Annotated in this window: 21 protein-coding genes; 5 read left to right on the top strand and 16 right to left on the bottom strand. The window is 73.1% G+C overall.

The genetic code is table 11. From position 1 onward, the window contains the following. Positions 1 to 16 precede the first annotated feature (16 nt). The 4 genes from tatC to NI17_RS11005 all read right to left on the bottom strand — a co-directional run bounded on the left by tatC (position 17) and on the right by NI17_RS11005 (position 3,580). A complete protein-coding gene (gene tatC / locus NI17_RS10990) occupies positions 17 to 829 on the bottom strand; it encodes a twin-arginine translocase subunit TatC (protein WP_068690885.1) in 813 nt (270 codons plus the stop codon). A 132-nt stretch (positions 830 to 961) separates the two neighbouring features. Then, positions 962 to 1,273, bottom strand: coding sequence for a Sec-independent protein translocase subunit TatA (gene tatA, locus NI17_RS10995; RefSeq protein ID WP_068691015.1), 312 nt, complete (start codon positions 1,271 to 1,273; stop codon positions 962 to 964). Between the two features lie 7 nt (positions 1,274 to 1,280). Further along, a complete protein-coding gene (locus tag NI17_RS11000) occupies positions 1,281 to 1,529 on the bottom strand; it encodes a hypothetical protein (protein ID WP_147416826.1) in 249 nt (82 codons plus the stop codon). A 59-nt stretch (positions 1,530 to 1,588) separates the two neighbouring features. Next, complete coding sequence (locus NI17_RS11005; protein WP_068690882.1) at positions 1,589 to 3,580, bottom strand: helix-turn-helix transcriptional regulator; 1,992 nt, start codon at positions 3,578 to 3,580, stop codon at positions 1,589 to 1,591. 81 nt (positions 3,581 to 3,661) lie between these two features. Between NI17_RS11005 and NI17_RS11010 the strand changes: the two genes are divergently transcribed. Then, a complete protein-coding gene (locus tag NI17_RS11010) occupies positions 3,662 to 4,735 on the top strand; it encodes a DUF3866 family protein (RefSeq protein WP_119267529.1) in 1,074 nt (357 codons plus the stop codon). A 244-nt stretch (positions 4,736 to 4,979) separates the two neighbouring features. Here NI17_RS11010 and NI17_RS11015 read toward each other — a convergent pair whose 3' ends face one another. The 11 genes from NI17_RS11015 to NI17_RS11065 all read right to left on the bottom strand — a co-directional run bounded on the left by NI17_RS11015 (position 4,980) and on the right by NI17_RS11065 (position 19,157). Next, positions 4,980 to 6,104 (bottom strand): FKBP-type peptidyl-prolyl cis-trans isomerase, encoded by a 1,125-nt coding sequence (locus NI17_RS11015; RefSeq protein WP_068690880.1) that lies wholly within the window; start codon positions 6,102 to 6,104, stop codon positions 4,980 to 4,982. Between the two features lie 264 nt (positions 6,105 to 6,368). After that, positions 6,369 to 6,695, bottom strand: coding sequence for a histone-like nucleoid-structuring protein Lsr2 (locus tag NI17_RS11020; RefSeq protein WP_068690878.1), 327 nt, complete (start codon positions 6,693 to 6,695; stop codon positions 6,369 to 6,371). A gap of 433 nt (positions 6,696 to 7,128) precedes the next feature. Next, positions 7,129 to 8,214 carry a Zn-dependent alcohol dehydrogenase gene (locus NI17_RS11025; RefSeq protein ID WP_068690875.1) on the bottom strand — a complete coding sequence of 362 codons (1,086 nt, stop codon included), beginning with the start codon at positions 8,212 to 8,214 and terminating at the stop codon, positions 7,129 to 7,131. A 35-nt stretch (positions 8,215 to 8,249) separates the two neighbouring features. Then, positions 8,250 to 9,668, bottom strand: coding sequence for an aldehyde dehydrogenase family protein (locus NI17_RS11030; RefSeq protein ID WP_068690874.1), 1,419 nt, complete (start codon positions 9,666 to 9,668; stop codon positions 8,250 to 8,252). A 19-nt stretch (positions 9,669 to 9,687) separates the two neighbouring features. Beyond that, entirely contained in the window at positions 9,688 to 10,839 is a 1,152-nt protein-coding gene (locus NI17_RS11035) for an acyl-CoA dehydrogenase family protein (RefSeq protein ID WP_119267530.1), read from the bottom strand. A gap of 479 nt (positions 10,840 to 11,318) precedes the next feature. Continuing rightward, positions 11,319 to 14,060, bottom strand: a complete 2,742-nt coding sequence (locus tag NI17_RS11040) for a helix-turn-helix transcriptional regulator (RefSeq protein WP_084012575.1) — start codon at positions 14,058 to 14,060, stop codon at positions 11,319 to 11,321. 212 nt (positions 14,061 to 14,272) lie between these two features. Beyond that, the gene (locus tag NI17_RS11045; RefSeq protein ID WP_068690868.1) at positions 14,273 to 15,595 is read right to left on the bottom strand and encodes an ABC transporter substrate-binding protein; all 1,323 of its coding nucleotides are present in this window, start codon (positions 15,593 to 15,595) and stop codon (positions 14,273 to 14,275) included. 65 nt (positions 15,596 to 15,660) lie between these two features. Further along, on the bottom strand, positions 15,661 to 16,758 hold the full coding sequence (locus NI17_RS11050) for a branched-chain amino acid ABC transporter permease (RefSeq protein WP_068691013.1): 1,098 nt from the start codon (positions 16,756 to 16,758) through the stop codon (positions 15,661 to 15,663). A 3-nt stretch (positions 16,759 to 16,761) separates the two neighbouring features. Beyond that, complete coding sequence (locus tag NI17_RS11055; protein WP_068690866.1) at positions 16,762 to 17,634, bottom strand: branched-chain amino acid ABC transporter permease; 873 nt, start codon at positions 17,632 to 17,634, stop codon at positions 16,762 to 16,764. Between the two features lie 10 nt (positions 17,635 to 17,644). After that, a complete protein-coding gene (locus NI17_RS11060; RefSeq protein WP_068690864.1) occupies positions 17,645 to 18,370 on the bottom strand; it encodes an ABC transporter ATP-binding protein in 726 nt (241 codons plus the stop codon). Then, on the bottom strand, positions 18,363 to 19,157 hold the full coding sequence (locus tag NI17_RS11065; protein WP_068690862.1) for an ABC transporter ATP-binding protein: 795 nt from the start codon (positions 19,155 to 19,157) through the stop codon (positions 18,363 to 18,365). Before NI17_RS11065 ends, NI17_RS11060 begins: the two co-directional genes overlap by 8 nt. Before the next feature lie 289 nt (positions 19,158 to 19,446). Between NI17_RS11065 and NI17_RS11070 the strand changes: the two genes are divergently transcribed. From NI17_RS11070 to NI17_RS11085, 4 genes are all read left to right on the top strand, one after another. Beyond that, positions 19,447 to 20,229: an SDR family NAD(P)-dependent oxidoreductase gene (locus NI17_RS11070; protein ID WP_068690860.1), complete on the top strand. Its 783-nt coding sequence runs from the start codon at positions 19,447 to 19,449 to the stop codon at positions 20,227 to 20,229. 2 nt (positions 20,230 to 20,231) lie between these two features. Continuing rightward, positions 20,232 to 20,963, top strand: coding sequence for a FadR/GntR family transcriptional regulator (locus tag NI17_RS11075; protein WP_068690858.1), 732 nt, complete (start codon positions 20,232 to 20,234; stop codon positions 20,961 to 20,963). Beyond that, the gene (dgoD, locus tag NI17_RS11080) at positions 20,960 to 22,105 is read left to right on the top strand and encodes a galactonate dehydratase (RefSeq protein WP_068690856.1); all 1,146 of its coding nucleotides are present in this window, start codon (positions 20,960 to 20,962) and stop codon (positions 22,103 to 22,105) included. The genes NI17_RS11075 and dgoD overlap by 4 nt, the downstream gene beginning before the upstream one ends. Positions 22,106 to 22,447: 342 nt before the next feature. Next, positions 22,448 to 23,173 carry a FadR/GntR family transcriptional regulator gene (locus tag NI17_RS11085; protein ID WP_068690854.1) on the top strand — a complete coding sequence of 242 codons (726 nt, stop codon included), beginning with the start codon at positions 22,448 to 22,450 and terminating at the stop codon, positions 23,171 to 23,173. A gap of 54 nt (positions 23,174 to 23,227) precedes the next feature. On the opposite strand, the gene pafA is transcribed toward NI17_RS11085, so the two are convergent. Continuing rightward, entirely contained in the window at positions 23,228 to 24,586 is a 1,359-nt protein-coding gene (gene pafA / locus NI17_RS11090; protein ID WP_068690852.1) for a Pup--protein ligase, read from the bottom strand. Between the last annotated feature and the right edge of the window lie 49 nt (positions 24,587 to 24,635).

Raw genomic sequence — 24,635 nt, forward strand, 5'->3', positions numbered from 1 at the left:
GGGCCTCCCGGCGGACCTAACGGTTCGGCGTGGTCCCGGCGGCGCTGTCGGCGTCGTCCAACGGGGAGAGCTCGTCGTCGTCGAGCTCGGCCAGCGGGTCGCGGTCCCTTCCCCTGCGCCGGTCGTTGACGAAGGCGATCAGCTCGGCGATCTCGAACAGCGCGACCACCGGGATCCCCAGCGCCAGCATAGTGAACGGGTCGCCTCCGGGGGTGGCGATCGCGGCGAACACGAAGGCGAGGAAGATGATGACCCGCCGCCACTTGGCGATCATCCGGTGCGGCAGCACCCCGAGGAAGTTCAGCAGCACCACGATGAGCGGCAGCACGAAGGCGGCGCCGAACACCGCCAGCATCATGATGATGTAGCCGAGGTAGTTGGGCAGGGTGATCAGCGCCGTCGCGCCCTCGGGGGCGAAGGAGAACATGATCTCCATCCCCTTGGCGGTGACGAAGTAGGCCACGGTCGCGCCCAGCAGGAACAGCGGGACCGCGAACCCCACGAACAGGTAGGTGTAGCGCTTCTCCTTGCCGCGCAGCGCCGGGGCGATGAACGCCCACAGTTGGTACAGCCAGAACGGGGAGGAGACCAGGAGGCCGACGATGAGGCTGACCTGGAAGTACAGGAAGAACCCGTCGAAGATGCCGGTGTAGTTGAGCCCGCAGCCGTCGTCGTTGCGCACCTCGGCCGGCAGCGAGCAGTAGGGCCGCTGCAGGAAGTCCCAGACCGGCTCGAAGACGGTGAAGCCGACTCCCATGCCCAGGGCGACGAACACCAACGCCTTGATGACCCGGTTGCGCAGTTCGCGCAGATGATCCATCAGCGGCATGCGCGCCTCGGGGTTCGCCTTCCGCTGTCGCCTCGTCCTCATCGCTGTGCTTGCTCTCCGACTCACCCGGTACCGACCTCGCCCGCGACCGCCGTGCGGCGGCGCGGTTGTGCTGTTGTGGCCGCCCGACGGTCAGGAACCGTAGGGGCGGTGGGCGGTCTCGCCCGAGCCGTCGACGATCCGCTGGCCGGGGGGAAGCTGCGGGTAGCCGTTCGGGCCGGGCTGCTGGGTACCGGGCTGCTCCGGGCGCGCCTCGGCCTGCCGGGTCTGGTCCTGGGCCTCCTGCTTGGAGGTGTCGTCGTCCTCGCTCAGCCCCTTGGCCTCGGCCCGGAGGATGCGGGCGCTGCGGCCCATGGAGCGCGCCAGTTCCGGCAGCTTCTTGGCGCCGAACAGCAGCAGCACGATCACCAGCAGGATGAGGATTTCTCTGGGCCCGATGCTCATGGTCTTGTCAGCCTCTCTGTGCGACGCCGCCTGCGCCACTGATGGTACGTCCTGGTCTGGCCGCTTTCCCGTCGGGTGGGCGTTGGCCGCCGGCCGGTGGCGCCGTGCGCAGCGCCGCCAGGCGCGGTCCCAGCGCGGCGCGGGCCGCCGCGAGTTCGGCTCCCAGCCCGCGCGAGAGCGCCGCAAGCCGCGCCGCGCTCACCGCCAGGGCGAGCGGTCCGGCGGCGGCCAACAGCGCGACAACGGTCCACAGCACGCATCGAGCCTACTCAATCCAGGGCACAACACCACCCGCCGCGAGGTGAACGTATGGTCTCAGCCCGAATACCGCAGCAGCGCCCGCTCGGCCTGTTCGCGGACCCGTCCGGCCAACTCGGCGGGCGCGACCAGCCGCCCGGTGGCACCCAGCCGCAGCGCCAGCCGCGCCGCCCAGGCGGGCTCGGGGGTGCGCAGGGTGGCGCGCAGCCCCCCTCCGGGCATCTCCCGCACGGCCTCGCACACGTAGTCCTCGGCGACCCAGCGCGCCCCGGGATCCAGCTCGAACGTGACGTAGGCGTCGCCGTCGGAGCGCTGCAGCACGCCGCCGCTCAGGTCGAGGCCGCGCACCCCCGCGGGGACCTCGGCGGACACCGGGAGCACGCTCAACTCCAGGACGCGGTCCAGGCGGAACAGCCGCACGTCCTCGCGCAGTCGGCACCAGCCCTCCAGGAAGACGTGCCCGTCCTGCACCACCAGCCGCATCGGGTCGACCTCGCGCTCGCTGACCCGGTCGGCGTAGCCGGACAGGTAGCGCAGGTGGAGCCGGTGTCCGGACTCCAGCGCCTTGCCCACCTGCTCACGCAGCCGGGCGACCTCCCCGTCGAGGTCGACGCGCACGTCCACGGAGTCGGCGAGTCCGACGGCCGTGCCCGCGACCGCGCGCAGCTTCCGCTCCACGCGGGTGAGCGCGTCGCTGTCCACCCCGGGCAGGTCGCGCAGCAGCCGCAGTCCGGCCACCAGGCTGGCGGCCTCGTCGGCGGTCAGCCGCAGCGGCGCGGCCAGGGTGTCGGCGTTGGCGATGATGATCTCCCCGGTCTCGGCGGCGGCCTCCACGTCCACGTCGATCAGGTCGCCGGGGGTGTAGCCGGGCAGTCCGCACATCCACAGCAGGCTCAGGTCCTTGAGCACCTGCTTCTCGGTCAGCCCGAAGTGCTCGGCGACCTCCGACACCCGCACGTCGTGGCTGAGCGCGTAGGGCACCAGCATGAGCAGGCGGCGCAACTGCTCGGCGGAGGTGCCCGCGCGCCGGGACGGGGCGGGCTGCCCGGCGGGCCGCGGCATCTCCTCCGGTTCGGCCCCGGGGGGCGCGGCGGCGACGGAGCGCAGGTGCTCGACCACGGCGGCGCGGGCCCGCTCGGGCTCGCGCACCACCACGTGCTCGCCGTACTCGGCGACCCGCGCGGCCAGGTCGGTCTCGTCGGTGTAGGGGTACTCCACCAGGTCCCAGCCCGACCCGCCGGAGCGCTCACCGGGCACGATGCGCAGGGCCGCGCGGCGCAGCGCGTGCGCGGCGTCGGTGCGCACCTCCAGCAGCGCCGTCTGCTCGGGTTCGGGGGGACGCGCGCTGACCAGGGAGCGCACGTCCACCCCGGGGGGCACCCGCACGGCCGGGCCGCTGGTGTGCACCCGCACGTCACCGACGATGCGGCTGAGCCGGAAGACGCGGCGGGCGGCGCGGTCCCGGTCGTGGCCCGCGACGTACCAGCGTCCCGCGACGTTGGCCACGCCCCACGGCTCCAGCTCCCGCCGGGTCGGCGCGTCCTGTCCGGGTTTGCGGTAGTCGAAGCTGACCGGGCGGCGGTCGCGGACCGCCTGCCAGATCGAGGGGAACGCCGGTTCGTCGGTGCCCAGCACCGGGGTGATGGCGGGCAGCGCCTCGGAGTCCACGGGGACCCCGGCGGTGCGCAGCTTCAGCAGGGCGTTGGCCGCGGCCTCGCCCAGCACGGCGTGCCGCCAGGCCCGCGCGGCCAGGCCCAGGACCGCGGCCTCGTCGGGACGCAGTTCGACGGGCTCCAGCTCGTAGTCGGCGCGGGAGATGCGGTAGCCGTCCTCGTCGCTGAAGGGGTCGTGGCGTCCCGTGGTGATCGGGATTCCGGCGGCGCGCAGTTCCCTCTTGTCGCGTTCGAACATGCGCTTGAAGGCGGCGTCGCTGTCGGCCTCGCCGTAGCCGTGCACGGTCGCCCGGATCTCCTGGGCGCTGAGGAAACGCCTGGTCGCCAGCAGGCAGATCACCAGATTGAGCTGCCGTTCGGTCTTGTCCTGCGACATTTCCCGCCTTTCTGGACGCTGCGTACCCGGTGTGCGCCGGTCTCCCGGCGTCAGGACACCACGAACGGTACCGTGACGCGCGTGATCAGATGGCGTGACGGACGGGTCCGCGGCCTCGGCCGCTCCTGGCCCGGTGTGGTGGAACTGGACGTGGTGCTGGCGGAGGACGGGGAGGAGTGCCGGGCGCTGGCCTATCCGATGCTGGTGGGCGAGCCGCGACCGGGCGACCGGGTGCTGCTGAACACCACGGCGCTGGCGATGGGGCTGGGCACGGGGGGCTACGCCCTGGTGGTGGCCGTCCCCGACCGGCTGCCGCCCGATCCGCGGGGACCGGGGCACCTGGTCAAGGCACGCTACACCCCGTTGCAGGCCACCGTGCTGGGCGCCGACGAGCAGGACTCCCCGCACCACGCGCCGCTGCGCGACGCCGACGGGGTGGGGGGCATGCCGGTGGTGACCGCGGACCTGCACTCGGCGCTTCCGGCGGTGGTGGCGGGGGTGCGGGCGGAGCGCCCGGACGCGCGCGTGGCCTACGTGATGCTGGACGGCGGGGCGCTGCCGCTGTGGTTCTCCCGGACGGTGGCGGGACTGCGCGAGGCGGGGGCGCTGGTGGGCTCCGTCACGGTCGGGCAGGCGTTCGGCGGTGACGTGGAGACCGTGACGGTGCACACCGGGCTGCTGGCGGCCCGGCACGTGCTGGACGCCGACGTCGCCGTGGTCGCGCAGGGGCCGGGGAACCTGGGCACGGGGACCCCCTGGGGGTTCTCGGGGGTGGCCGTGGGCGAGGCGGTCAACGCCGCCGCGGTGCTGGAGGGGCGCCCGGTGGGGGCGCTGCGGGTCAGCCGGGCCGACCCGCGGGAGCGGCACCGGGGGGTGTCGCACCACAGCCTGACCGCCTACGGGCGGGTGGCGCTGGCCCGCGCCGACGTGGTCGTGCCGCTGCTCGACGGGGACTTCGGGGCGCGGCTGCGTTCCGAGGCCGCCGTGCTGGGCGAGCGGCACACCCTGGTGGAGGTGGGGGTCGCGGGCCTGCGGGAGGCGCTGGAGGCGTCGCCGGTGCGGCTGTCCACCATGGGCCGCGGCCTGGCCGACGACACCGCCGCGTTCCTGGCCGCGGCCGCGGCGGGCCGCCACGCGGCCCGCCTGCTGGGCTGAGGACCGCAGTCGGAACCCCGGCCCCCCGGGGGGGCGTGGAACCTCGACCCCGACAAGGGGATTGCAGGTGACCTCGGCCGCAGGGGGCTGTGGAACCAGTGCCTGGAGGTCGGGAGAGGCGGCGGGGGCGCTTCGGGGGTGTGGTCCGGGGTGGGCGGCCACGGGGGCGTGTGGGCACCGTCCGGGAACGCCCGTGGGCGGGGCCGTGCGGCCCCGCCCACGGCGGACTTCGGTGACCGACCGGCTATTCCTCGGTCTCCTCCTGCGGAGCGGCCTCCTCGTCGGAGGCGGTCTCCTCCGCGCCCTCCTCGGCCTCGGGCTCCTCCTCCGGGGCGGTGTCGTAGGCGCCCAGGATGTCGATGACGAAGACGAGGGTGCCCGCGGGCTGGCCGTCGGCGACCTCGTCCTCGCTCCCGTACGCCTTGTCCTCGGGGATGACCAGCATGACGCGGCTGCCGACCCGCTGGCCGACCAGGCCCTCGTCCCAGCCCTCGATGACCCCGCCGACGCCGATCTGGAAGCTGAGCGGGTCGCCGTCGGTGTCCTCGTTCTCCATCGCGGCGCGCTCCTCCAGCCCGGTGTTCCAGGTGGAGTCGAACAGCTCCCCGTTGTCCCAGCGCACCCCGGTGTACTGGACGACGATCTGCTGGCCCTCGGCGACCTCGGGACCGCCGCCCTCGATCAGGGGGACGACGGTCAGCTCGCCGGGCGGGTCGGTGTCCTCGGGGATGTCGATGCCCGGCAGGGCCCGTCCGTTGTCGGTCACGGTGGGCAGGCCGTCGCCGCCGTCGGTGGTCTGCTCGCCGGGGACGACGTCGCCCTTGCCGTGGCGCGCGACGATGTCCACGACCGACACCGAGGCGCCCTCGGGGGCCGCCTGGCCCATCGCCTCGTACTGCGCGCGCTCCTCCTCGCTCAGCGGCGGGAAGTGGAAGACCAGCCGCGTGCCGACCGTCTGGTCGACGAACGAGTCCAGCAGCTCCTCCGACATCTGCGACATCTGCATCAGCGTCGGCGCGTCGTGCTCGTAGGTGGAGCTGCTCTGCTCGGCCTCGCCCTTGCCCGTCCACCGGTACTCGACGATGTGCGCGACCACCATGTCACTTCCGCGGATGAGGGTGCCCTCCCCCTCTCCCCGGTGCGCGACCCCCACCAACTGCTCGTCGGGCGGTTCGATCTCGGGGAAGGAGACCTCGGGCTCGGCCTCGCCGACGGTGCCGCTGATGGTCGGCAGGCGGCTGTCGTACTCCTGTTCGGTCCGCATCAGGGCGGGGGTCTGCCAGTCCTCGGGGATGACCCCGCATCCGGACGCCCCCAACAGCAGGGCGCTCAACGGCACCGCAAGGGCCACAGCCGCATGTCGACGCATCTTGTCACTACCTCAAGAGTTTGGCCAGAATCTCCGACACACTATCGGAGAGGAAAGAATGCCGTATACGAGTAAGAGGTCGTTAAGAACTCCGGGTATACGGCGTCCGGGACCGCTTCGCCCGTCCCCGCGGGCTCTCCCGCGTCGGCCGCCCGTCCGGGGAGGCGGGGGACGGCCGTGCGGCACGGCCGACGGCTTCGGCGGGAAGGCGGTGTTTTCCGCGACGGGTGAGGCGCGGTACAGGGCCCGCGCCCGCGCCGCGCCTCACCCGGTCTGCCTCCCGTGGTAGGCGTCCAGGACGTGCTGCGGAATCCTGCCCCGTTCGCTCACCTGGATGCCCCGGGACCTCGCCCACTCCCGGACGGCTCTGGTGTCGGTCCGCTCGGATCTGGCCCTGGTTCTGCGCCGGGACCTGTCGGTGACCTTCCGTCCGGCCCGCACGTAGGCCTCGAAGACCGAGCGCAGGTCCTCCGCGTGGTCGGCGGACAGGTCGATCTGGTAGACCGAGCCGTCGATCCCGAACTCGACCGTCTCATCCGCCCGGCTCCCGTCGAGATCGTCGACGAGTTCGACAACCGTCTTCCGAACCACTGTTTCCCCCCTTTGTCCGTCCGCGTTTATTATTGAAATACTACCGAATTCTCCGGAAAACCTGCCGGGGGTTTCCGCTGCGGCTCCGCTTTCCCGGGAAAGTTCCGGCACCCGGCTGCGGCGGTTCCGGCACCCGGGAAATCCGGACCGCGTCCCGCCCTGTTCCCGGCCTGCCGCCGCCCGCCTGTCCCGGTTCCGCAGTTTCCGGAAGCAAAGAAGACCCCACCTTTCGGCAGGGTCTTCAAAAGCCGGTGTCCGGGCTCCTGCGCCGTCGGCGTCTCCCCGTCCCGTGGACGGTCTCCTTCCGGCCGCCCGGCTATTTCTCGGAAAAACCGCTCCGGTGCGTGAATACGGGATTACGCGTCCGTTCCGGCTTCCCGCCCCGCGCCGCTCGACGGGCGGCGCGGGGCGGTGTCCTCCGCGCGGGGCCGGGTCAGAACACCACCAGGCTGCGCGCGCCGCGCCCGGAGCGCATGTCGGCGAAGGCGTCCTCCACGTCGTCCAGGCCGATGGTCCGGCTGACCAGGGACGACAGGTTGAGCTGGCCGTCGCGGTACAGCCGCAGCAGCTCCGGGACGTCGGTGGCCGGGTCGCTGCTTCCGTAGAGGCATCCCCGCAGGGTGCGGGCGAAGTGCGGGATCTCCAGCGCGTTCAGGGTCAGCTCGTCGTCGGCCGCGCCGAAGCCCACCACGGTGGCGGCGCCGCCGCGCCGGGTGCACGACCAGGCGGCGCGGATCGTGGCGGCCCGGCCCACGCACTCGACGGCGTGGTCGACGCCGCGGCCGTCGGCGAGTTTGCGCACGCGTCGGGCCAGGTCGTCGCCGGGGGTCAGAAAGTGGGTGGCCCCCAGGGAGCGGGCCAGCCCCTCCTTCTCCTCGACCGGGTCGATCGCGATGATCGTCGAGGCGCCCGCGATGCGCGCGCCCTGGACCGCGGCCAGCCCCACGCCGCCGAGGCCGATGACGGCCACCGACTGGCCGGGGCGCACCCCGGCGGCGTTGCGCACCGCGCCGACCCCGGTCAGGACCGCGCAGCCCAGCAGCGCGGCCTCGGTCGGGGGGATGTCGGCGGGAACGGTCACGCAGGCGTTCGCCGGGACGACGGTCTCCTGGGCGAACGCGGCCACTCCCAGGCAGGGGTGGGCCCCGGTGCCGTCGGCCAGCGTCCCCCAGACCCGGCGGGAGGCGTCGGCGGCGTTGGCGCACAGGTAGGGCTCGCCGTTGCGGCAGTGCCAGCAGTCGCGGCACGGCGGGTTCCAGTTGAGCAGCACCGTGTCCCCGACGGCCAGGTCCGTCACTCCCTCGCCGACCGCGACGACGCGTCCGGCCCCCTCGTGGCCCAGTGCGGCGGGCATGGGGTGGGCGAGCCTGCCCGAGGCCAGCGACAGGTCCGAGTGGCACACGCCGGCGGCGGCCATGCGCACCCGGACCTGGCCGGGGCCCGCGTCGGGCAGGGCGACCTCTTCGACGCGCACCGGTTCGCCGGGGGCGCGTACCACGGCTGCGAGTGTGGTGGACATGGTCCTCCTCGGGTTGGGATCGGTATCGGGGGAGGTCACGGAAGCTGGACCGCCTTGACTTCGCAGAACTCCTCCAGGCCGAAGCGGCCCAGTTCGCGTCCGTTGCCGGACTTGCGGTAGCCGCCGAAGGGCGCCGAGGGGTTGAACCGCCCGCCGTTGACGGCGACCTGTCCGGTGCGCATGCGGCGCGCCACGGCCAGGGCGCGGTCGGCGTCGGCCGACCAGACCCCGCCGGAGAGGCCGTAGTCGGTGTCGTTGGCCAGGCGCACCGCGTCGTCGGTGTCGGTGTAGCCGAGCACGGTGAGCACCGGGCCGAAGATCTCCTCGCGGGCGGCGGCGGCGTCGCGCCCCACCCCGGCCAGCACGGTGGGCGCCACGAAGTAGCCCTGGTCGGGGACCTGGGCGTCGGGTCCGCCGGTGGCGAAGACCGCGCCGTCCTTGCGCGCCCGCTCCAGGTGGTCCAGGACGCGGCGGTGGGCGTCGGCGGAGGCGAGCGGTCCGATGCGGGTGGCGGGGTCGGCGGGGTCGCCCATCGGCTTGCTCTGCGCCGCCTCGACCGCCAGGGCGACGGCCTCGTCGTAGCGGTCCTGCGGAACGAGCAGGCGGGTCAGGGCCGTGCAGGTCTGGCCGGAGTTGAGCATGCAGTCGGAGACGACCGACTTCACGGCGGCGGCCAGGTCGGCGTCGTCCAGGACGACTCCGGCGGATTTGCCGCCGAGTTCCAGCGACACCTTCTTGACGGTCGCGGCGGCCACCTCCGAAACGCGGCTGCCGGCCCGGGTGGAGCCGGTGAAGGAGACCATGTCCACCAGCGGGTGCGCGGTCAGGGCCTCGCCCGCCTCGGGGCCGGTGCCGGTGACGAGGTTGAACACACCGGGCGGGAAGCCCACCGAGTCGATGATCTCGGCGAGCAGGAACGCCGACAGCGGCGCGACCTCACTGGGTTTGAGGACGACGGTGCAGCCCGCGGCGAGCGCGGGGGCGGCCTTGGCGATGATCTGGTGCAGCGGGTAGTTCCAGGGGGTGATGGCGCCCACGACCCCGACGGGCTCGCGCACGACCAGGGAGTTGCCGATCCTCTCGGTCCAGGCGAGGTCGCGCGCGGTGGCGACGGTGTCGCCCAGCACCGCCAGCGGCAGTCCCACCTGGATGCGGTCGGCGATCACACGGGGCGCGCCCATCTCGGAGGTGATGAGGGCCGACATCTCCTCGGCCCGCACGGCGAGTTCGCGGCGCAGGGCGTCCAGGTGCGCGACGCGTTCGGCGACGTCGGTGGCCGCCCAGGCGGGGAAGGCGTCGTGGGCGGCCCGCACGGCGCGGTCGACGTCGTCGGCGCCGCACAGCGGGACGTGGGCGACGGTCTGCTGGGTGTAGGGGTTGTCTACCGCGATGCGGTCGGTGGTCCGGGGGGCGGTCCACTGGCCGCCGACGTAGATCCGGTCGGTGGTGATCACGGTGCCTCCAGGCGGTTTCTCAGGAGAAGGCGCTGACGCCGGTGAGCGCGCGGCCGATGATGAGCTTCTGGATCTGGCTGGTTCCTTCGTACAGGGTGGTGACGCGGGCGTCGCGCAGGTACTTGCCGGGCGGGTACTCGTCGATGTAGCCGTAGCCGCCGAACACCTGCATCGCGCTGTTGGCGGCGCGCACGGCCGTCTCGGTGGCGTAGAGCTTGGCCATGGACGCCGCGGTGGCGAACGGCTCGCCCCGGTCGATCAGGTCGGCGGCCCGCCACACCAGCAGGCGGGCGGCGTCGGTCTCCACCGCCGTGTCGGCGAGCATCTCCTGGACGAGCTGGAAGGCGGCGATGGGGCGGCCGAACTGGACGCGCTCCTTGGCGTGGGCCAGGGCGCTCTCCAGGGCGCCCCGGGCGGCGCCCACCGATCCGGCGGCCACCGAGACGCGCCCCTTGTCCAGGGCCGACATCGCGATGGAGAAGCCCCGGCCCTCCTCGCCGAGGACGGCGTCGGCGGGTACGCGCACCTCGTCGAGGAACAGCTGCGCGGTGGGCTGGCCGCGCAGGCCGAGCTTGCCGTGGATCGTGGTGCGCTCCAGTCCGGGGGAGTCGGTGGGCACCAGGAACGCGGTGATGCCCCTGGGGCCGGGGCCGCCGGTGCGGGCGAAGATGAGGGCCACGTCCGCCCAGGTGCCGTTGGTGATGAACATCTTGGAACCGCTGAGCAGGTAGTCGTCCCCGTCGGGCACGGCCTTCAGCGACAGCGAGGCGGCGTCGGAGCCGGTGTCGGGTTCGGTCAGTCCGAAGCAGCCCATCAGCCGCCCGGAGCACAGGCCGGGCAGCCAGCGCTCCCGCTGCTCGGGGGTGCCGTGGGCGGCGATGGACTTGGCCACCAGGCCGAGGGAGACCGACACCAGACCGCGCACCGAGGAGTCGCCGCGACCGAGCTCCTCCATGACGAGGGCGTAGGAGACGTGGTCGCCGCCCACCCCGCCGTACTCCTCGTCGACGGTCATGCCGAGGAAGCCGAGCTCACCGAGCCGCTGGACGAGTTCGCGGGGCACGCTCTCGGCGCGGTCCCACTCCACCACGTTCGGTGTGATCTCGCGGTCGACGAACTCCGCTGCCATCGCGCGGAGCGCGGTCTGCTCCTCGGTGAGGGTGAAATCCATTTCCGCACCCCAAAAACTATCGCTGTTAGTTTTCTCGCGTGCAGACTAGGACATCCCCCTCCGGGGGAGGAACCCCGGGGCGCTCTTGGGTGGGACGCATGCTCCGCCCCGCGACCGGTCCCCGAACCGACGTCGGGAAGTCGGGGGAAGGCTTCCGGGCGGCATCGGCCCCGACAGGGGCGGAAGATGGCCTCCACCCCGAGGGCCTTGGAACCTCACTGAGGTTTGCCGGTCGCCTTCGCGACGGACACCGGCCGTGTGGAGAAGAGGGGGCCGCCGATCGGCCCAGGGCGTTCCACACCAACCCCCGCGATGGACCACCACGGACTGCCGGTGACCGGTCGAGGCGCCGCCAACCCGTGGTCGCCCGCCGCAGAACCGAACACCCACACCTCAGTCAGCCCCAAGGGTGGTTTCCGGACGGCCCCGCCCCTCGGGTGGAGGCCACCGGGGAACTCCTCCTCCGGCCGCGGCGCGCGTCACCGGCCGCTGACCAGCCGGGCCAACTCCACCCGGGAGCGGATCTGCAACTGGCGGAAGATGTTGCGCAGGTGGTGTTCGACGGTGCGCGGGCTGATGTAGAGGCGCTGGGCGATCTCCCGGTTGGTCGCCCCCTCGGCCACCAGGCGGGCGATCTGCTCCTGCTGGGGGGTCAGCCCCTCGGTGGGTGCGGGGGCGGCCGCGTCGAGCGCCTCGCCGGTGGCGCGCAACTGCTCCTTGGCCTGCCGCAGCAGCAGCGGCGCCTCCAACCGGGTGAACGCCTCCACCGCGGCCCGCAGGTGCGGGCGGGCCGCCGAGGGCAGCCGGGACCGGCGCAGCAGCGTGCCGTAGGCCATCCGGGTGCGCGCCTCCTCGATGCCGCCCCCGCCGCCGCGGCGGTGCAGCCGCAGGGCCTCTTCGAAGTGCTCGCGCGCGGCCTCGCCGTCGCTGAGCAGCGCCCGGCAGCGCGCGGCGAGCGCGAGCTCGTTGGGGCCCTCGGTGGCGTTGGCCCACCGCTCGTACCCGGCCAGCGCGACGGCGGCCCGCTCGGTCTCCCCCAGGTGCGCGGCGGCCTCCACGTAGTGGGGGACGCTCAGCAGGCGGATGGTGCGGTGGCCCTGGCAGGGCTCGCTGTGCGCCAGCTCCTCCAGCCGGGTGGCCGCCTCCCGCATGCGCCCCCGGGTCAGGTCGAGGAAGGCCAGCGCCCACTCGGTCAGCGCCCGGGGCAGTCCGAGCGGGCGGTTGTCGGTGTGCTCGGTGACCGCGGCCGCGCGCACCGCGCAGTCCTCGGCGTCGCCGCGCAGCGCCGCCACCATCGCCAGGGCCGCCAGGTGGTGCGCGGCGCAGTTGCGCTGCCCCGTCTCCACCGACAGCCGCAGTCCCAGCGACGCGTGCTCGCCCGCGGTGGTCGGCGACCCGTGCCAGAACTCGCCGTGGACGGCGTAGGACAGCGCCTGGGGCACCATCGAGACCGTGCCCCGCACCCCGGCCCGCGCGATGGCCCGGGCGGTCTGGCGGCGCGCTCCCACGGTGTCGCCCAGCCGCAGCGCCGCCACGATCGAGCGGATCAGGCTGAGCGGCTCGTCGTCGCGCTCGACCAGCGCCACCGACCGGCGCAGCGGTTCCATCGCGGCCTCGTAGTCGCCCTGGAAGGCCAGCATCGAGCCCTCCAGGTAGGCCAGCCCCGAGTCGCGCAGCGGGTTGTCGAGGTCCAGGGTCAGCGACTGCCGCGCGGCCGCGACGAAGCGGTCCAGGTCGCCGGCGAGGGAGGCGGCGTCGGCGGCGCGCAGCAGCAGCGACCGCGCGTGGTGGGGGTCGCGCGCGGCGACCTCGCGGGCCGCCGACATCAACTGGTCGCACCCCTGCAGCGGGTCCTCCTCGCCGATCGCGCGGTAGCCGTCGACCATGTCCGGCAGCCCCCGGGTGCGGGCCATGGGGACGTAGGGCGCGGCCTGCTTGATCAGGATGGTGCTGCGGCTGTACTGGCCCGCCGCCCACGCCTGGTAGGAGGCCTCGGCCAGCCGGCCCGCCCGGCGGCTGGGCTTCCCGGTCAGCTCGGCCGCGCGCTCCAGCAGGACCGACGCCTCGTGCGCGGTCAGTCCCGGCTCGTCCGCCGACACCGCCGCGGTGATCTCGTGCCCCAGCTCCTCGTCGGGTCCCGAGGCGGCCGCCGCCCGGTGCCACAGGACCCGGTGGCGGGGGCCGCGGCTGTCCAGCATCCGTGCCATCTCCAGGTGCGCCCCGGCCAGTTCGGCGCTTGTCGCGCGGCGGCACACGACCTCGCCCATCATCGGGTCGGCGAACTCCACCCGGTCGGCCGCCACCCGCAGCAGACCGGCCCGTTCGGCCCGGTCGAGCGCGGCGGCCGGGTCGCCGCTCCCGCCCTCCCGCGCGGTGAGGACCGGGACGGCGACCCCGGGTTCGATCGCGGCGAGCAGCAGCAGCCGGGTGATGTCGTCGGGCAGGAAGGCCAGCACCTCGGCGTGGGCGTCCATGATCTCCGCGGGCAGCGGCAGCATCCGGGGCAGCGGCTCGACGCCGGTGCGCTGGCCCGGGGTGAGGGCGGAGGCGTAGCAGCGCACGGCCATGGGGTTGCCGTGCGCGCGGCGCACGAGTTCGCCGCGCACCGCCGGGTCGACGCCGGGATCGGTCTCCTCCAGGACGTCCTGCAGCGTCTCCTCCGGCAGCGGCCCCAGCCGCAGCCGGGGCAGGCCGGACAGTTCCTCGGGGGCGGCCTCGCGGGTGGCGAACAGCATCGCCGCGCCGACCGTGTCGACGCGGTGGGCGGCGAAGGAGAGCAGGGCCAGGGAGTCGGAGTCGATCCACTGGGCGTCGTCGACCACGCACACCAGGGGGCGGGCGCGGGTCAGCGCGGTCACGAGGGCCAGTACGGCCACCGACAGGGCCAGACGGTCGCGCTCGTCGTAGCGTCCGCGGCGCAGCGCGTCGTCGAGCAGCCGCCCGTGTTCGGGGCCGAGCGCGCCCAGGCGGTGCGTCACGGGCAGAAACAGCCCGTGCAGCCCGGACAGGGGGAGGCCGGACTCCGGGCGGCGCCCGCTGACCCGGAGCACCCGGTGGTCGTCGAACCGGTCCAGGACGGTGTCGAGCAGCGCGGTCTTGCCGATGCCGGGGCTGCCCTCGACCACCACCGCGCCGCCGCGCCCGGTGACCCTGACCAGGTGTTCGACCTCCGCGCCCCGGCCGTGTGTGCGGGAGGCCGGGACCATCAGTACGTCTGCCATGTGACACACGTTACCGAGACGTAGGTCACAGTCAACGGGTAGGTTGCCCCGGAAGTCCCGTCCCCGGAGGGTTTCCGCGCCGCCGTCCGCGTGCCTGTGCACGGTGCGGCACCGGGTCCGGCGCGCACGAAGGGCCCGGCGGGGGGCGCCGGGCCCTTCGGTTCCGGACCGCTCACGTCCCGCCGCCGCGGTCGCACGGCGGCGGGGCCTCGTCAGTCGTGGAAGTCGTACTCCTCGGGGCCGACCCGCTCGAAGTCCGCCGGGACGATGTCCCCGCCCTCGCGGTCGGTCACCATGGCCTCCTGGAGGTTCTCCATGCGGCCCTCGCCGTCCCCGTCGGCCGTGTACTGGTTGACGAGCGCACCGGCGTGGCCGCCGTGGTCGTCGGCGGAGGAGGCGAACGGGACCAGGCCGGGGCCGTTCCACTCCATCGACTCCACCGCCTCGACGAGGCTCTGGCGGGTCGGCTCGGGCCCGGCGGCCTTGAGCGCCTTGGCGAACATCACGGCCTGGACCATGCCGTAGATGCGGGTGTTGGTGAGCTCACCCTCGCCGTACTCCTCGTGGACCTCGGTGAAGAACTGCGTCCAGGGGTCGTCGACCATGTTGACCTGGGGCAGGTAGCCGCTGGTGATGATGCCGTTGAGCATCTGGTCGACCGGCAGCTCGTCGCTCTCGCCGTACTCCTTGAGCAGCCCCTTGAGCGTGGGCACGTCGGAGCCGATGCTGCTGATGACCCACTGCGGCTGGTAGCCCTGTCCGGCGGCGTTGAGGATGCCCAGCGCGGCGAAGGCGGGGATGCAGGCGCAGATGACCACGTCCGCACCGGCCTCGTCGAGCGCGGAGATCTGCCCGCCGACCGCCTCGGGAGCGGTGGACTCGTAGCTCTCGTCGGCGACCACGGCGTCGGCCAGGTACTGGTCGAGTCCGGCGATCGAGTCGGTGCCCACGTCGTCGTTCTGGTAGTAGTAGCCGACCTTGGCGTCGGGGAAGTTCTCCGAGACGTACTGCGCCAGGATCTTGGCCTCCTTGGTGTAGTCCACCTGGTAGCCGTAGGTCAGCGGGTACTCCTCCGGGTTGTTCCACATCAGCGCGCCGGAGGAGGGGAAGAGGTCGGGCACGCCCTGGGCGTCGAGGTAGTCGAGGACCTTGGAGTGGGTGGGGGTGCCCAGGCCGCCCAGCATGGCGAAGATCTCCTCGCCCTCGACGAGCTTCTGGGTGACCTCGACGGTCTTGGTCGGGTCGTAGACGTCGTCCTCGACCAGGTACTCGATCTGGCGGCCGTGGACGCCGCCCTGGGCGTTGATGTAGTCGAACATCGCCGAGGCGCCCTGGGAGATCGCCAGGTAGCCCGCGGAGGCCGGGCCGGTGAGCGGCTGGTGGGTGCCGATGGTGACCGTGTCGTCGGTGACGCCGACGGCCACGTCCAGGTCGGCGGCGGCGCCCTCCTCGGCCTGCTGCCCGGCGCCTCCGCAGGAGGCGGCCAGCAGCGTCAGGGCGAGCGCCCCCGCCGCGACGGCGATCGGTTTCCTCATGTTCACACTCCCAGTGGTGTTGAAAAAAGGGGGATCGGATGACGGGATGGGGAAGATCGCGGGGGTTACCGCCGCCGCAGCGCCGCGCCCAGCCGGCGCAGTGCGCCCTGGACGCCCATCGGCCAGGCCATGACGATGACGACGAGCAGCACGCCGAAGGACACCACCGGCAGGTTGTCGGCGACGCTGCTGCTCAGGCCGAGCGCGTGCGCCACCTCCTCCCCGGCCAGCTCGAAGTAGACCACCGCCAGCGCGCCCCACAGCGCGCCCCACAGGCTGCCCAGTCCGCCCAGCACGAGCGCGGCGAGCAGGGTCAGCGACAGCGCGGGGGTGAAGGAGCTGGGGGTGGCGGTGCCCATCAGGTAGAACTCGCAGGCGCCGGCCAGGGAGCCGCACCCGGCGCTGACGACGAAGGCGACCACCTTCGTGCGGCCGACCGGGATCCCGGCCATGGCCGCGGCGGCCTCGTCGTCGCGGATGGCGCGCAGGCGCCTGCCCAGCCGCCCCCGGCTCAGCGTCGCCAGCACCACCATCGCCAGCAGCACGGTGAGCCAGATGACCAGCGCCTTCCAGTGGTTGGTGCTGGTGACCAGGTGGGACACCTCGGGCGGGGCGCCGCGGAAGGTGAAGTTCAGTCCGTTGGCGCCGCCCAGGACGTCGGAGAAGCGCAGGGCCAGCGACGGCAGGCCCACCGCCAGGGCGAGCGTGGCCCCGGCCAGGTAGGGGCCGTGCAGCCGGGCGGTGGCCGCCCCGACCAGGATTCCGGCCAGGCAGCCGACGACCACGGCGGTCACCATGATCCCCGCCAGCGGCACCATCGGCAGGTGCAGCACGATCAGCGCCGCGGTGTAGGCGCCGACGAACATGAAGGCGCCGTGTCCCAGGGAGATCTGCCCGCTGTAGCCGACCAGCAGTTGCAGACCGGCGATGGCGAGCATCAGGTAGCCCACCTTGGCGACGCGGAACTGGTCCAGCGGCGAGGGGAGGTAGTGGACCAGCACCGCGACCGCGGCCAGGGCGAGCAGCGCCGCGACCAGGTGGCGCACCAGGACGGGGAGCGCGCGCCAGCGGGCGGTCAGGCCGCCCCGCGGCCGTGGGGCCTGCGGCGCGGAGTCGGCCGATCCGGCCGGCGGCGAGTCGTGTCGTCGCAGGGAGGAGGTCATCAACTACACCTTTCGAACGGTCGACGACCGGGAGAAGAGTCCGGCGGGCCGCAGGCTGAGCACCACGATGAGGATCACCAGGGCGGCGAGCGCGGCGAGGTCGGGACCGAGGTGTTCGGAGCCGGAGACGTAGGCCTTGCCCAGCCCCATCACCAGGCCGCCCGCCAGCGCGCCGAACGGGTTGTCCAGGCCGCCGATCACGGCCGCGACAATGCCGTAGACGAAGAACGCGTCGAGCGCGGTGGGCGACAGCAGCGGTGTGACGGCGAACATCCCGGCGAGCGCGCCGATCGCCGAGGCGATGCCCCACCCGGTGGTGAGCATCAGTCCCACCCTCACGCCGCTGAGCCGCGCCGACTCGGGCCGGAAGGCCGCGGCGCGCATGCGCAGCCCCAGGGGGGTGAACCGGTAGAGGGCGAACAGCGCGGCCGCGACCACCAGGACCGACGCCAGGACGAAGAGCTCGTTCGGGGAGAGGGGGATCTGCGGCAGGTCGCGGAAGTCCATCGCGGTCGGGAAGGAGTGCTGGACGTTGCCCCACACCATTCCGGCCACGCCCTGCAGTGCCATGAGCAGGCCCAGGGTGAGGATGATGGCGTTGAGCTGGGACTTGCCCTGCACGGGGCGTACCAGCAGCCGCTCGGCCAGCGTGCCCAGCAGCGCGCCGCTGGCGATGGCGGCGGCGAAGCCGAGCCAGTAGTTGCCGGTGGCCTGGATGACGGTGTAGGCGACGTAGGCCGAGATCAGGGCGAACGCGGGCAGGGCGAAGTTCACCACCCGGGTCGCCTGGTAGATGATGACGAGCGACAGCCCCAGGGCCGCGTAGATCGCCCCCTGGGCGATCCCCTCGAATGTCAGACTGATGAACTGGTTCACGTGGTCACCTTCAGAATCCCAGGTAGGCGTGGCGCATGCGGTCGTCGTTGAGCAGCTCGTGGGAGCTTCCCGCGGCCACGACCGCCCCCTGGGAGAGCACGAAGCCGTGGTCGGTGATGGACAGCGCGCTCGCGGCGTTCTGCTCCACCAGCACCACCGTCAGTCCGGTACGGGCGCGCAGGTCGTGCAGCATCTGCATGATCTGCCGGGTGATGAGCGGGGCGAGGCCCAGGGAGGGTTCGTCGAGCAGCAGCACCCGGGGGCGGGCCATCAGCGCCCGGCCGATGGCGAGCATCTGGCGTTCGCCGCCCGACAGGGTGGCCGCCGGGCGGCTCCGGCGTTCGGCCAGCGGCGGGAACAGTTCGAACATCTCGTCGAGCGCCTTGGCGCGGTCCCGCCGGTCCGACCGCCACAGCCCGCCCAGCCGCAGGTTCTCCTCCACGGTCAGCTCGACGACGACGCCGCCGCCCTCGGGCACGTGCGCCACGCCGTGGCGGACCATGGCCTCGGCGGGCCGGCGGGTGATGTCGACGCCGTCGACCAGGACCCGGCTGCCCGGCGCGGCGGGCTGGAGTCCGGAGACGGTGCGCAGCAGGGTGGTCTTGCCCGCGCCGTTGGCGCCCAGCACCGCGCAGATCTCCCCCCTGCGGACGGTCATGTCGACCGAGCGCAGCGCCTGGACGGCCCCGTAGTAGGTGGACAGGCTGTCGATCCGCAGGATCGGCGTGTCAGTCACCGGCGGCCTCCTGTACGGGTGTGCCCAGGTAGGCCTCCGCGACGGCGGGGTCGGCCTGGACGGTGGACGGCGGACCAGCGCAGATGACCTGGCCGAAGTTGAGGACGACGATGTGGTCGCACACGTCCATGACCAGGTCCATGTGGTGCTCGACGAGCATGACGCCCATCGTCCGGCTGCAGCGGCGGATCGTGGCGGCCAGGTCGGCCATGTCCGCTCCGGACAGGCCGCTGGCGGGCTCGTCGAGGAGCAGCAGTTCGGGTTCGGAGACCAGGGCTCGGGCCAGCGCCACCCGCTTCTGCAGCCCGTAGGGCAGGGTGGCGGGCAGGGCGTGGGCGACGTCGGCGATGCCGAACTCCTCCAGCACGGACATGGCGCGGTCGGTGAGCTCGCGTTCGTCCCGCTGGTAGCGGCCCAGGCCGGTGAGCATCTCGGGCAGCCGGGAGCGGCCCAGGGGGTCCGCGCCGACGATGACGTTGTCCAGCACGGACATGTACCCGAAGAGGTTGAGGCCCTGGAAGGTGCGGGAGATGCCCATGCCCGCCAGGTGGTGCTGCCGGTGGCCGCGCAGTTGCCGCCCCTTGAACCGGACGGTGCCGCTCTGCGGTCTGACCACTCCCGTCAGAACGTTGAACAGGGTGGTCTTGCCGGCTCCGTTCGGTCCGATGAGGCCGGTCACGCTCCTCGGGGCGATGCTCAACCCGACGTCGGAGAGCGCGGCGAGGCCGCCGAAGCGGACGGTCACCCCCTCGACCTCCATCAGGGGGGACTGTGCGGTAGGGGCCATGGAGTCTCTTTCTGTCAGTGCGGGGCCGCCGTGGACGAACAGCGGAGACACCGCCTCGCCGCATACCGACCAGTCGGCATGCGGCGAGGCCGAAGAATGCGGCGTGTCGGGGAGGGACTGAGGGGGACAGCGCCGCCGGGACCTCAAGTTACCTATGAGCTGGGTCACCGGGAAGCGTTCGCAGACCGAACCGGTGATTTCACCGATACCCCCTTGCGCCCCGGTGACCTGCGCCGCAAAATTAATTCATAATTAATGCCGCGCTCTGCCCTTCGCCTCGGAGAACGCCGTGACCCAGCCCGCCCCCCCGGCCGTCAACGCCTCCCGTTTCACCGGCCGCACCGCCCTCGTCACCGGTGCCGCCGGCGGGATCGGGGCGGCGACCGCACGCCGTCTGGCCGCCGAGGGCGCCGCGGTCGTGCTCACCGACATCGACACCGAGCGCGGCGAGCGGGTGGCCGCCGACCTGCGCGCGCACGGCCACCGGGCGCTCTTCGCGCACTGCGACGTCTCCGACGAGGCGTCCTGGGCGCGAGCCGTCCAGGTCGCCAACAGCGCGTTCGGCCCCGTCGACGCCCTGGTCAGCAACGCCTACCGGGTCACCATCGCCCCCGCGCACCGCACCTCGCTCGACGACTGGAACGCGCAACTGGCCGTGACGCTGACCGCCACGTTCCTGGGCGTGCGCGCCTGCCTGGACGACCTGCGGGCGCGCGGCGGCAGCGTGGTGGCGGTCTCCTCGGTGCACGCGCTCGTCGGCCTGCCCGGCCGCCCCGCCTACGCCGCGGCCAAGGCGGGACTGACCGGTCTGGCCCGCCAACTGGCGGTGGAGTACGGGCCCCGGGTGCGCGTCAACAGCGTCCTGCCCGGCCCGATCCGCACCCGGGCCTGGGACGACGTCAGCGAGGAGGACGTGCGCGCGAGCGCCGAGCAGACCGTGGCCCGCCGCCTCGGCGCTCCCGACGAGGTCGCCGCCGCGGTCGCCTTCCTGCTCTCGGCCGACGCCTCCTACGTCACCGGGACGGCCCTGCTCGTCGACGGCGGCTGGACCTCCTACAAGACCTCGGCCTGACCGTGACCGCCTACGCCGGCCGGGGCATCCACGGCCAGATCGTCGAACTGCTGGGCGAACGCGTCGCGGGCGGGACGCTGCCCGAGGGCGCCGTCCTGGACCTGCGCGCCCTCGGCGAGGAGCTCGGGGTGAGCATGAGCGTGCTGCGCGAGAGCGTGCGGGTGCTCGCCGCCAAGGGCCTGCTGGACTCCCGGCAGAAGCGCGGCACCTTCGTCCGGGCCCGCTCGGAGTGGAACCTGCTGGACGCGGACGTGGCGCGCTGGCGCGCCACCGGCGGCGACACCGCCCGGCTGATGGACGACCTGGCCGAGCTGCGCGCCCTGGTCGAGCCCGCCGCCGCGCGCTACGCGGCGCTGCGCCACACCGCCTCCCAGCTCACGGCCCTGAACAGAGCGCTGGAGCGCATGGTGCGCACCCGGGACGACCCCCGCGCGCACGCGCTCGCCGACCTGGAGTTCCACCGGAGCCTGCTGGCCGCCTCGGGCAACGAACTGCTGGCCCGCATGGACGTACTGGTCGCGCCCGGCCTGGTCGAACGCGACGTCCTCGTGCACTCGGCCGACCCCGCGGCCGACCCGATCCCCGCCCACCGGGCGGTCCGCGACGCCGTCCGCGCCCGCGACGCCGACGCGGCCGAGGCCGCCATGCGCGCCCTGCTGGCCGCCTCCGCCGCCGACGCCCGCCGTCTGGCCTCCCCCGGTTCCGCACCCCCCGACAGGAAGGACCGCACGTGAAGATCGCCCGGATCGAGACCTTCGCCGTTCCCCCGCGCTGGCTGCTGTGCCGGGTGGAGACCGACGACGGCGTGGTGGGATGGGGCGAACCCGTCGTGGAGGGGCGCGCCTCCACCGTGCGCACCGCGGTGCACGAACTCGCCGAACTGCTCGTGGGCCGCGATCCGATGCGTATCGAGGACCACTGGCAACTGATGACCAAGGCGTCCTTCTACCGAGGCGGCCCGGTGCTGTCCAGCGCGGTGGCCGGACTCGACCAGGCGCTGTGGGACATCGCGGGCAGGGTCCTGGGCGTGCCGGTACACGTCATGCTCGGCGGTCCGGTGCGCGAGAGGGTGCGCTCCTACGGCTGGGTGGGCGGCGACGAGCCCACCCAGATCGCCGAGGCGGTGGCCGAGCGGGTCGAGGCGGGGTTCACCGCCGTGAAGATGAACGCCTCGGGCCGCATGGACCCGATCGCCACCCCCCGCGACATCGACCGGGTCGTGGAGCGCGCGGCGGCGGCGCGCGCGGCGCTGGGCCCCGACCGGGACTTCGCCGTGGACTTCCACGGCCGCTTCACCACCGCCAACGCGCGGCGGACCATCGAGCACCTGGCCCCGCTGCACCCCCTGTTCGTCGAGGAGCCGGTGCTGCCGGAGCACACCCACCGCATCGGCGACGTGGTCGCCGCGACCACGGTGCCCATCGCCACCGGGGAGCGGCTGTTCTCCCGCTCCGACGTACTGCCCGCGCTCCAGGCGGGAATCGCGGTGCTGCAGCCGGACCTGTCGCACGCGGGCGGCGTCTCCGAGGTGCGCCGCATCGCCGCGCTCGCCGAGACCTTCGACGTCCTGCTCGCCCCGCACTGCCCGCTGGGTCCGGTGTCGCTGGCCGCCAGCCTGCAGATCGCCTGCTGCGTGCCCAACTTCCTGATCCAGGAGCAGAGCATCGGCATCCACTACAACCGGGGCGCCGACGTCCTGGACTACCTGGTCGACCCCGAGGTGTTCGCTTTCACCGACGGCTGCCTGGCCCGGCCGACCGCGCCGGGGCTGGGCATCACCGTGGACGAGCGCGCGGTGCGCGCCGCCGACGGATCGGTCCCCGACTGGCGCGGCCCCGTGTGGCGCCACCCCGACGGCTCGTTCGCCGAATGGTGACCTTCCACCGGCCGGGAGCCGGGAGGACACGGGCCGCCCCGCCCCGGAAGGGGTTCCAGGCGCCCCCGGTCCAGGGGACGTGCGGCCCCGACTCCAGGGGAGGCTCCGGGTGACCTCGCCCTCGGGGCCTCTGGGCGTACCGGCCCCCGAGTGAGGGGCGGGACGGCGGAGGCGCGCCTCGCCGCCGCCACCGACCCGTGGCACCCCGCGCCCCGGACCGCTGGACCCCCGCCCCTCCCGCACCGGACATTCCACCCCACACAACTCTCGATGTGATGTCTTGCACATTGAGTGATGGGGGTGTTAATTTCACGGAAACCGAACTGTCAGAGGTATCCGTGCATGGGGAGTGAGAGCCTGGCCGACCGCCTGGCCGACCGGCTGCTCGACCAGGTGGTACGCGGCGAACTCGCGGTGGACGAGGCACTGCCGTCCGAGGCCGAGATCGCCGCACAGGCCGACGTCAGCCGCCTGACCGTGCGCGAGGCGGTCAAGGTGCTGCGGACCAAGAACATCGTCCGGGTCAAACGCGGACGAGGCACCTACGTCAACGCCCCCGACCACTGGACCGACCTGGAACTCGTCCTGCGGATGGCGGGCCGCCGCGCGGGAACGGACACCGCGGCGCTGGGGCTGTTCGAGGTGCGGCGCATGCTGGAGGCCGGAGCGGCCGAACTGTGCGCCAGACGCCGCAGCGACGCCGACCTCGCCCTGCTGGGCTCGCACGTGGCGGAGATGGACAAGGCCGCCACCGCGCACGACGCCGCCGCCTTCGCCCGGGCCGACGCCGCCTTCCACGAGACGATCCTGCGCTCCTGCGGCAACGTGTTCGTCCCCGCGGTGTGCGGGCCGCTGGACCGGATGCTGCTGCGGCTGCACGCCCGCGCCGCGGGCGTCGCCCCGGTCCGCCTGCGCGCCCAGCGGCACCACCACCGCATCCTGGCGGAGATCTCCGCCGGCTCCCCCGCCGCGGCGCGGGCCGCGATGGCCGCCCACATGGACCAGACCGCCGAGGACCTGCTGCGTCACGCCGTCGGCGGTTCCCCGAACGCCTCCGGGGCCGACTGAGTCCTCGGGCCGCGGGCACCGTGTCCGCCGCGGGCGGCGGACACGGCCGACGGCTCACATGCCCGCGATGAGCTTCTCGACCCGCTCGTCGAGGGCCTTGAAGGGGTCCTTGCACAGCACGGTGCGCTGGGCCTGGTCGTTGAGCTTGAGGTGCACCCAGTCCACCGTGAAGTCGCGGCGCTTCTCCTGCGCCTTCTTGATGAACTCGCCGCGCAGCCGGGCCCGGGTGGTCTGCGGCGGCACCGACTTGGCCTCGAAGATCTTCAGGTCGCTGACGACCCGCTCCATCTGCCCGCGCCGCTGCATCAGGTAGAACAGCCCCCGGTCGCGGTGGATGTCGTGGTAGGTCAGGTCGAGCTGGGCCACCCGGGGCGACGACAGGCTCAGCCCGTGCTTGGCGCGGTAGCGCTCCAGCAACTGGTACTTGGCCACCCAGTCGATCTCGCGCGCCACCAGGTCCAGGTTGCCGGTCTCGACCGCCTCCAGGGTGCGCTGCCACAGCTCCAGCACCCGCTTGCCGGTGGCGTCGACCCCGTTGCGGTCGGCGAAGTTCTGCACCTTCTCCAGGTACTCGCGCTGGATCTCCAGCGCGCTGGCCTCGCGGCCGTTGGCCAGCCGCACCTTGCGGCGGCCCGTCATGTCGTGGCTGACCTCGCGGATCGCCCGGATCGGGTTCTCCAGCGTGTAGTCGCGCATGACCACGTTCGCCTCGATCATGCGCAGCACCAGGTCGGTGGAGGCGAGCTTGAGCAGGGTCGTGGTCTCGCTCATGTTGGAGTCGCCCACGATGACGTGCAGCCGCCGGAACCGCTCGGCGTCGGCGTGCGGCTCGTCGCGGGTGTTGATGATGGGACGGGACCGGGTGGTGGCCGAGGACACGCCCTCCCAGATGTGCTCGGCGCGCTGGCTCACGCAGTACAGCGCCCCCCGCGGGGTCTGCAGCACCTTGCCCGCGCCGCAGATGATCTGGCGGGTCACCAGGAACGGGATGAGGATGTCGGCCAGTCTCCCGAACTCGCCGTGCCGCCCCACCAGGTAGTTCTCGTGGCAGCCGTAGGAGTTGCCCGCCGAGTCGGTGTTGTTCTTGAACAGGTAGATGTCCCCGGCGATGCCCTCCTCGTGCAGGCGCTGCTCGGCGTCGACCTGCAGCCCCTCCAGGATGCGCTCACCGGCCTTGTCGTGCGCAACCAGGTCGACCAGGCTGTCGCATTCGGGGGTGGCGTACTCGGGATGGGAACCCACGTCCAGGTAGAGCCGCGCGCCGTTGCGCAGGAACACGTTGGAGCTGCGCCCCCACGACACCACCCGACGGAACAGATAGCGGGCCACCTCGTCCGGCGACAGCCGCCGCTGCCCCCGGAACGTGCAGGTGACCCCGTACTCGTTCTCCAGACCGAAGATGCGACGTTCCACGCGGCCTCACCTGTCCTTCCCGTCCGCGGCGCCGCGGACCCGTCGGCCG

The sequence above is a fragment of the Thermobifida halotolerans genome, from assembly GCF_003574835.2.
Taxonomy (GTDB): Bacteria; Actinomycetota; Actinomycetes; order Streptosporangiales; family Streptosporangiaceae; genus Thermobifida; species Thermobifida halotolerans.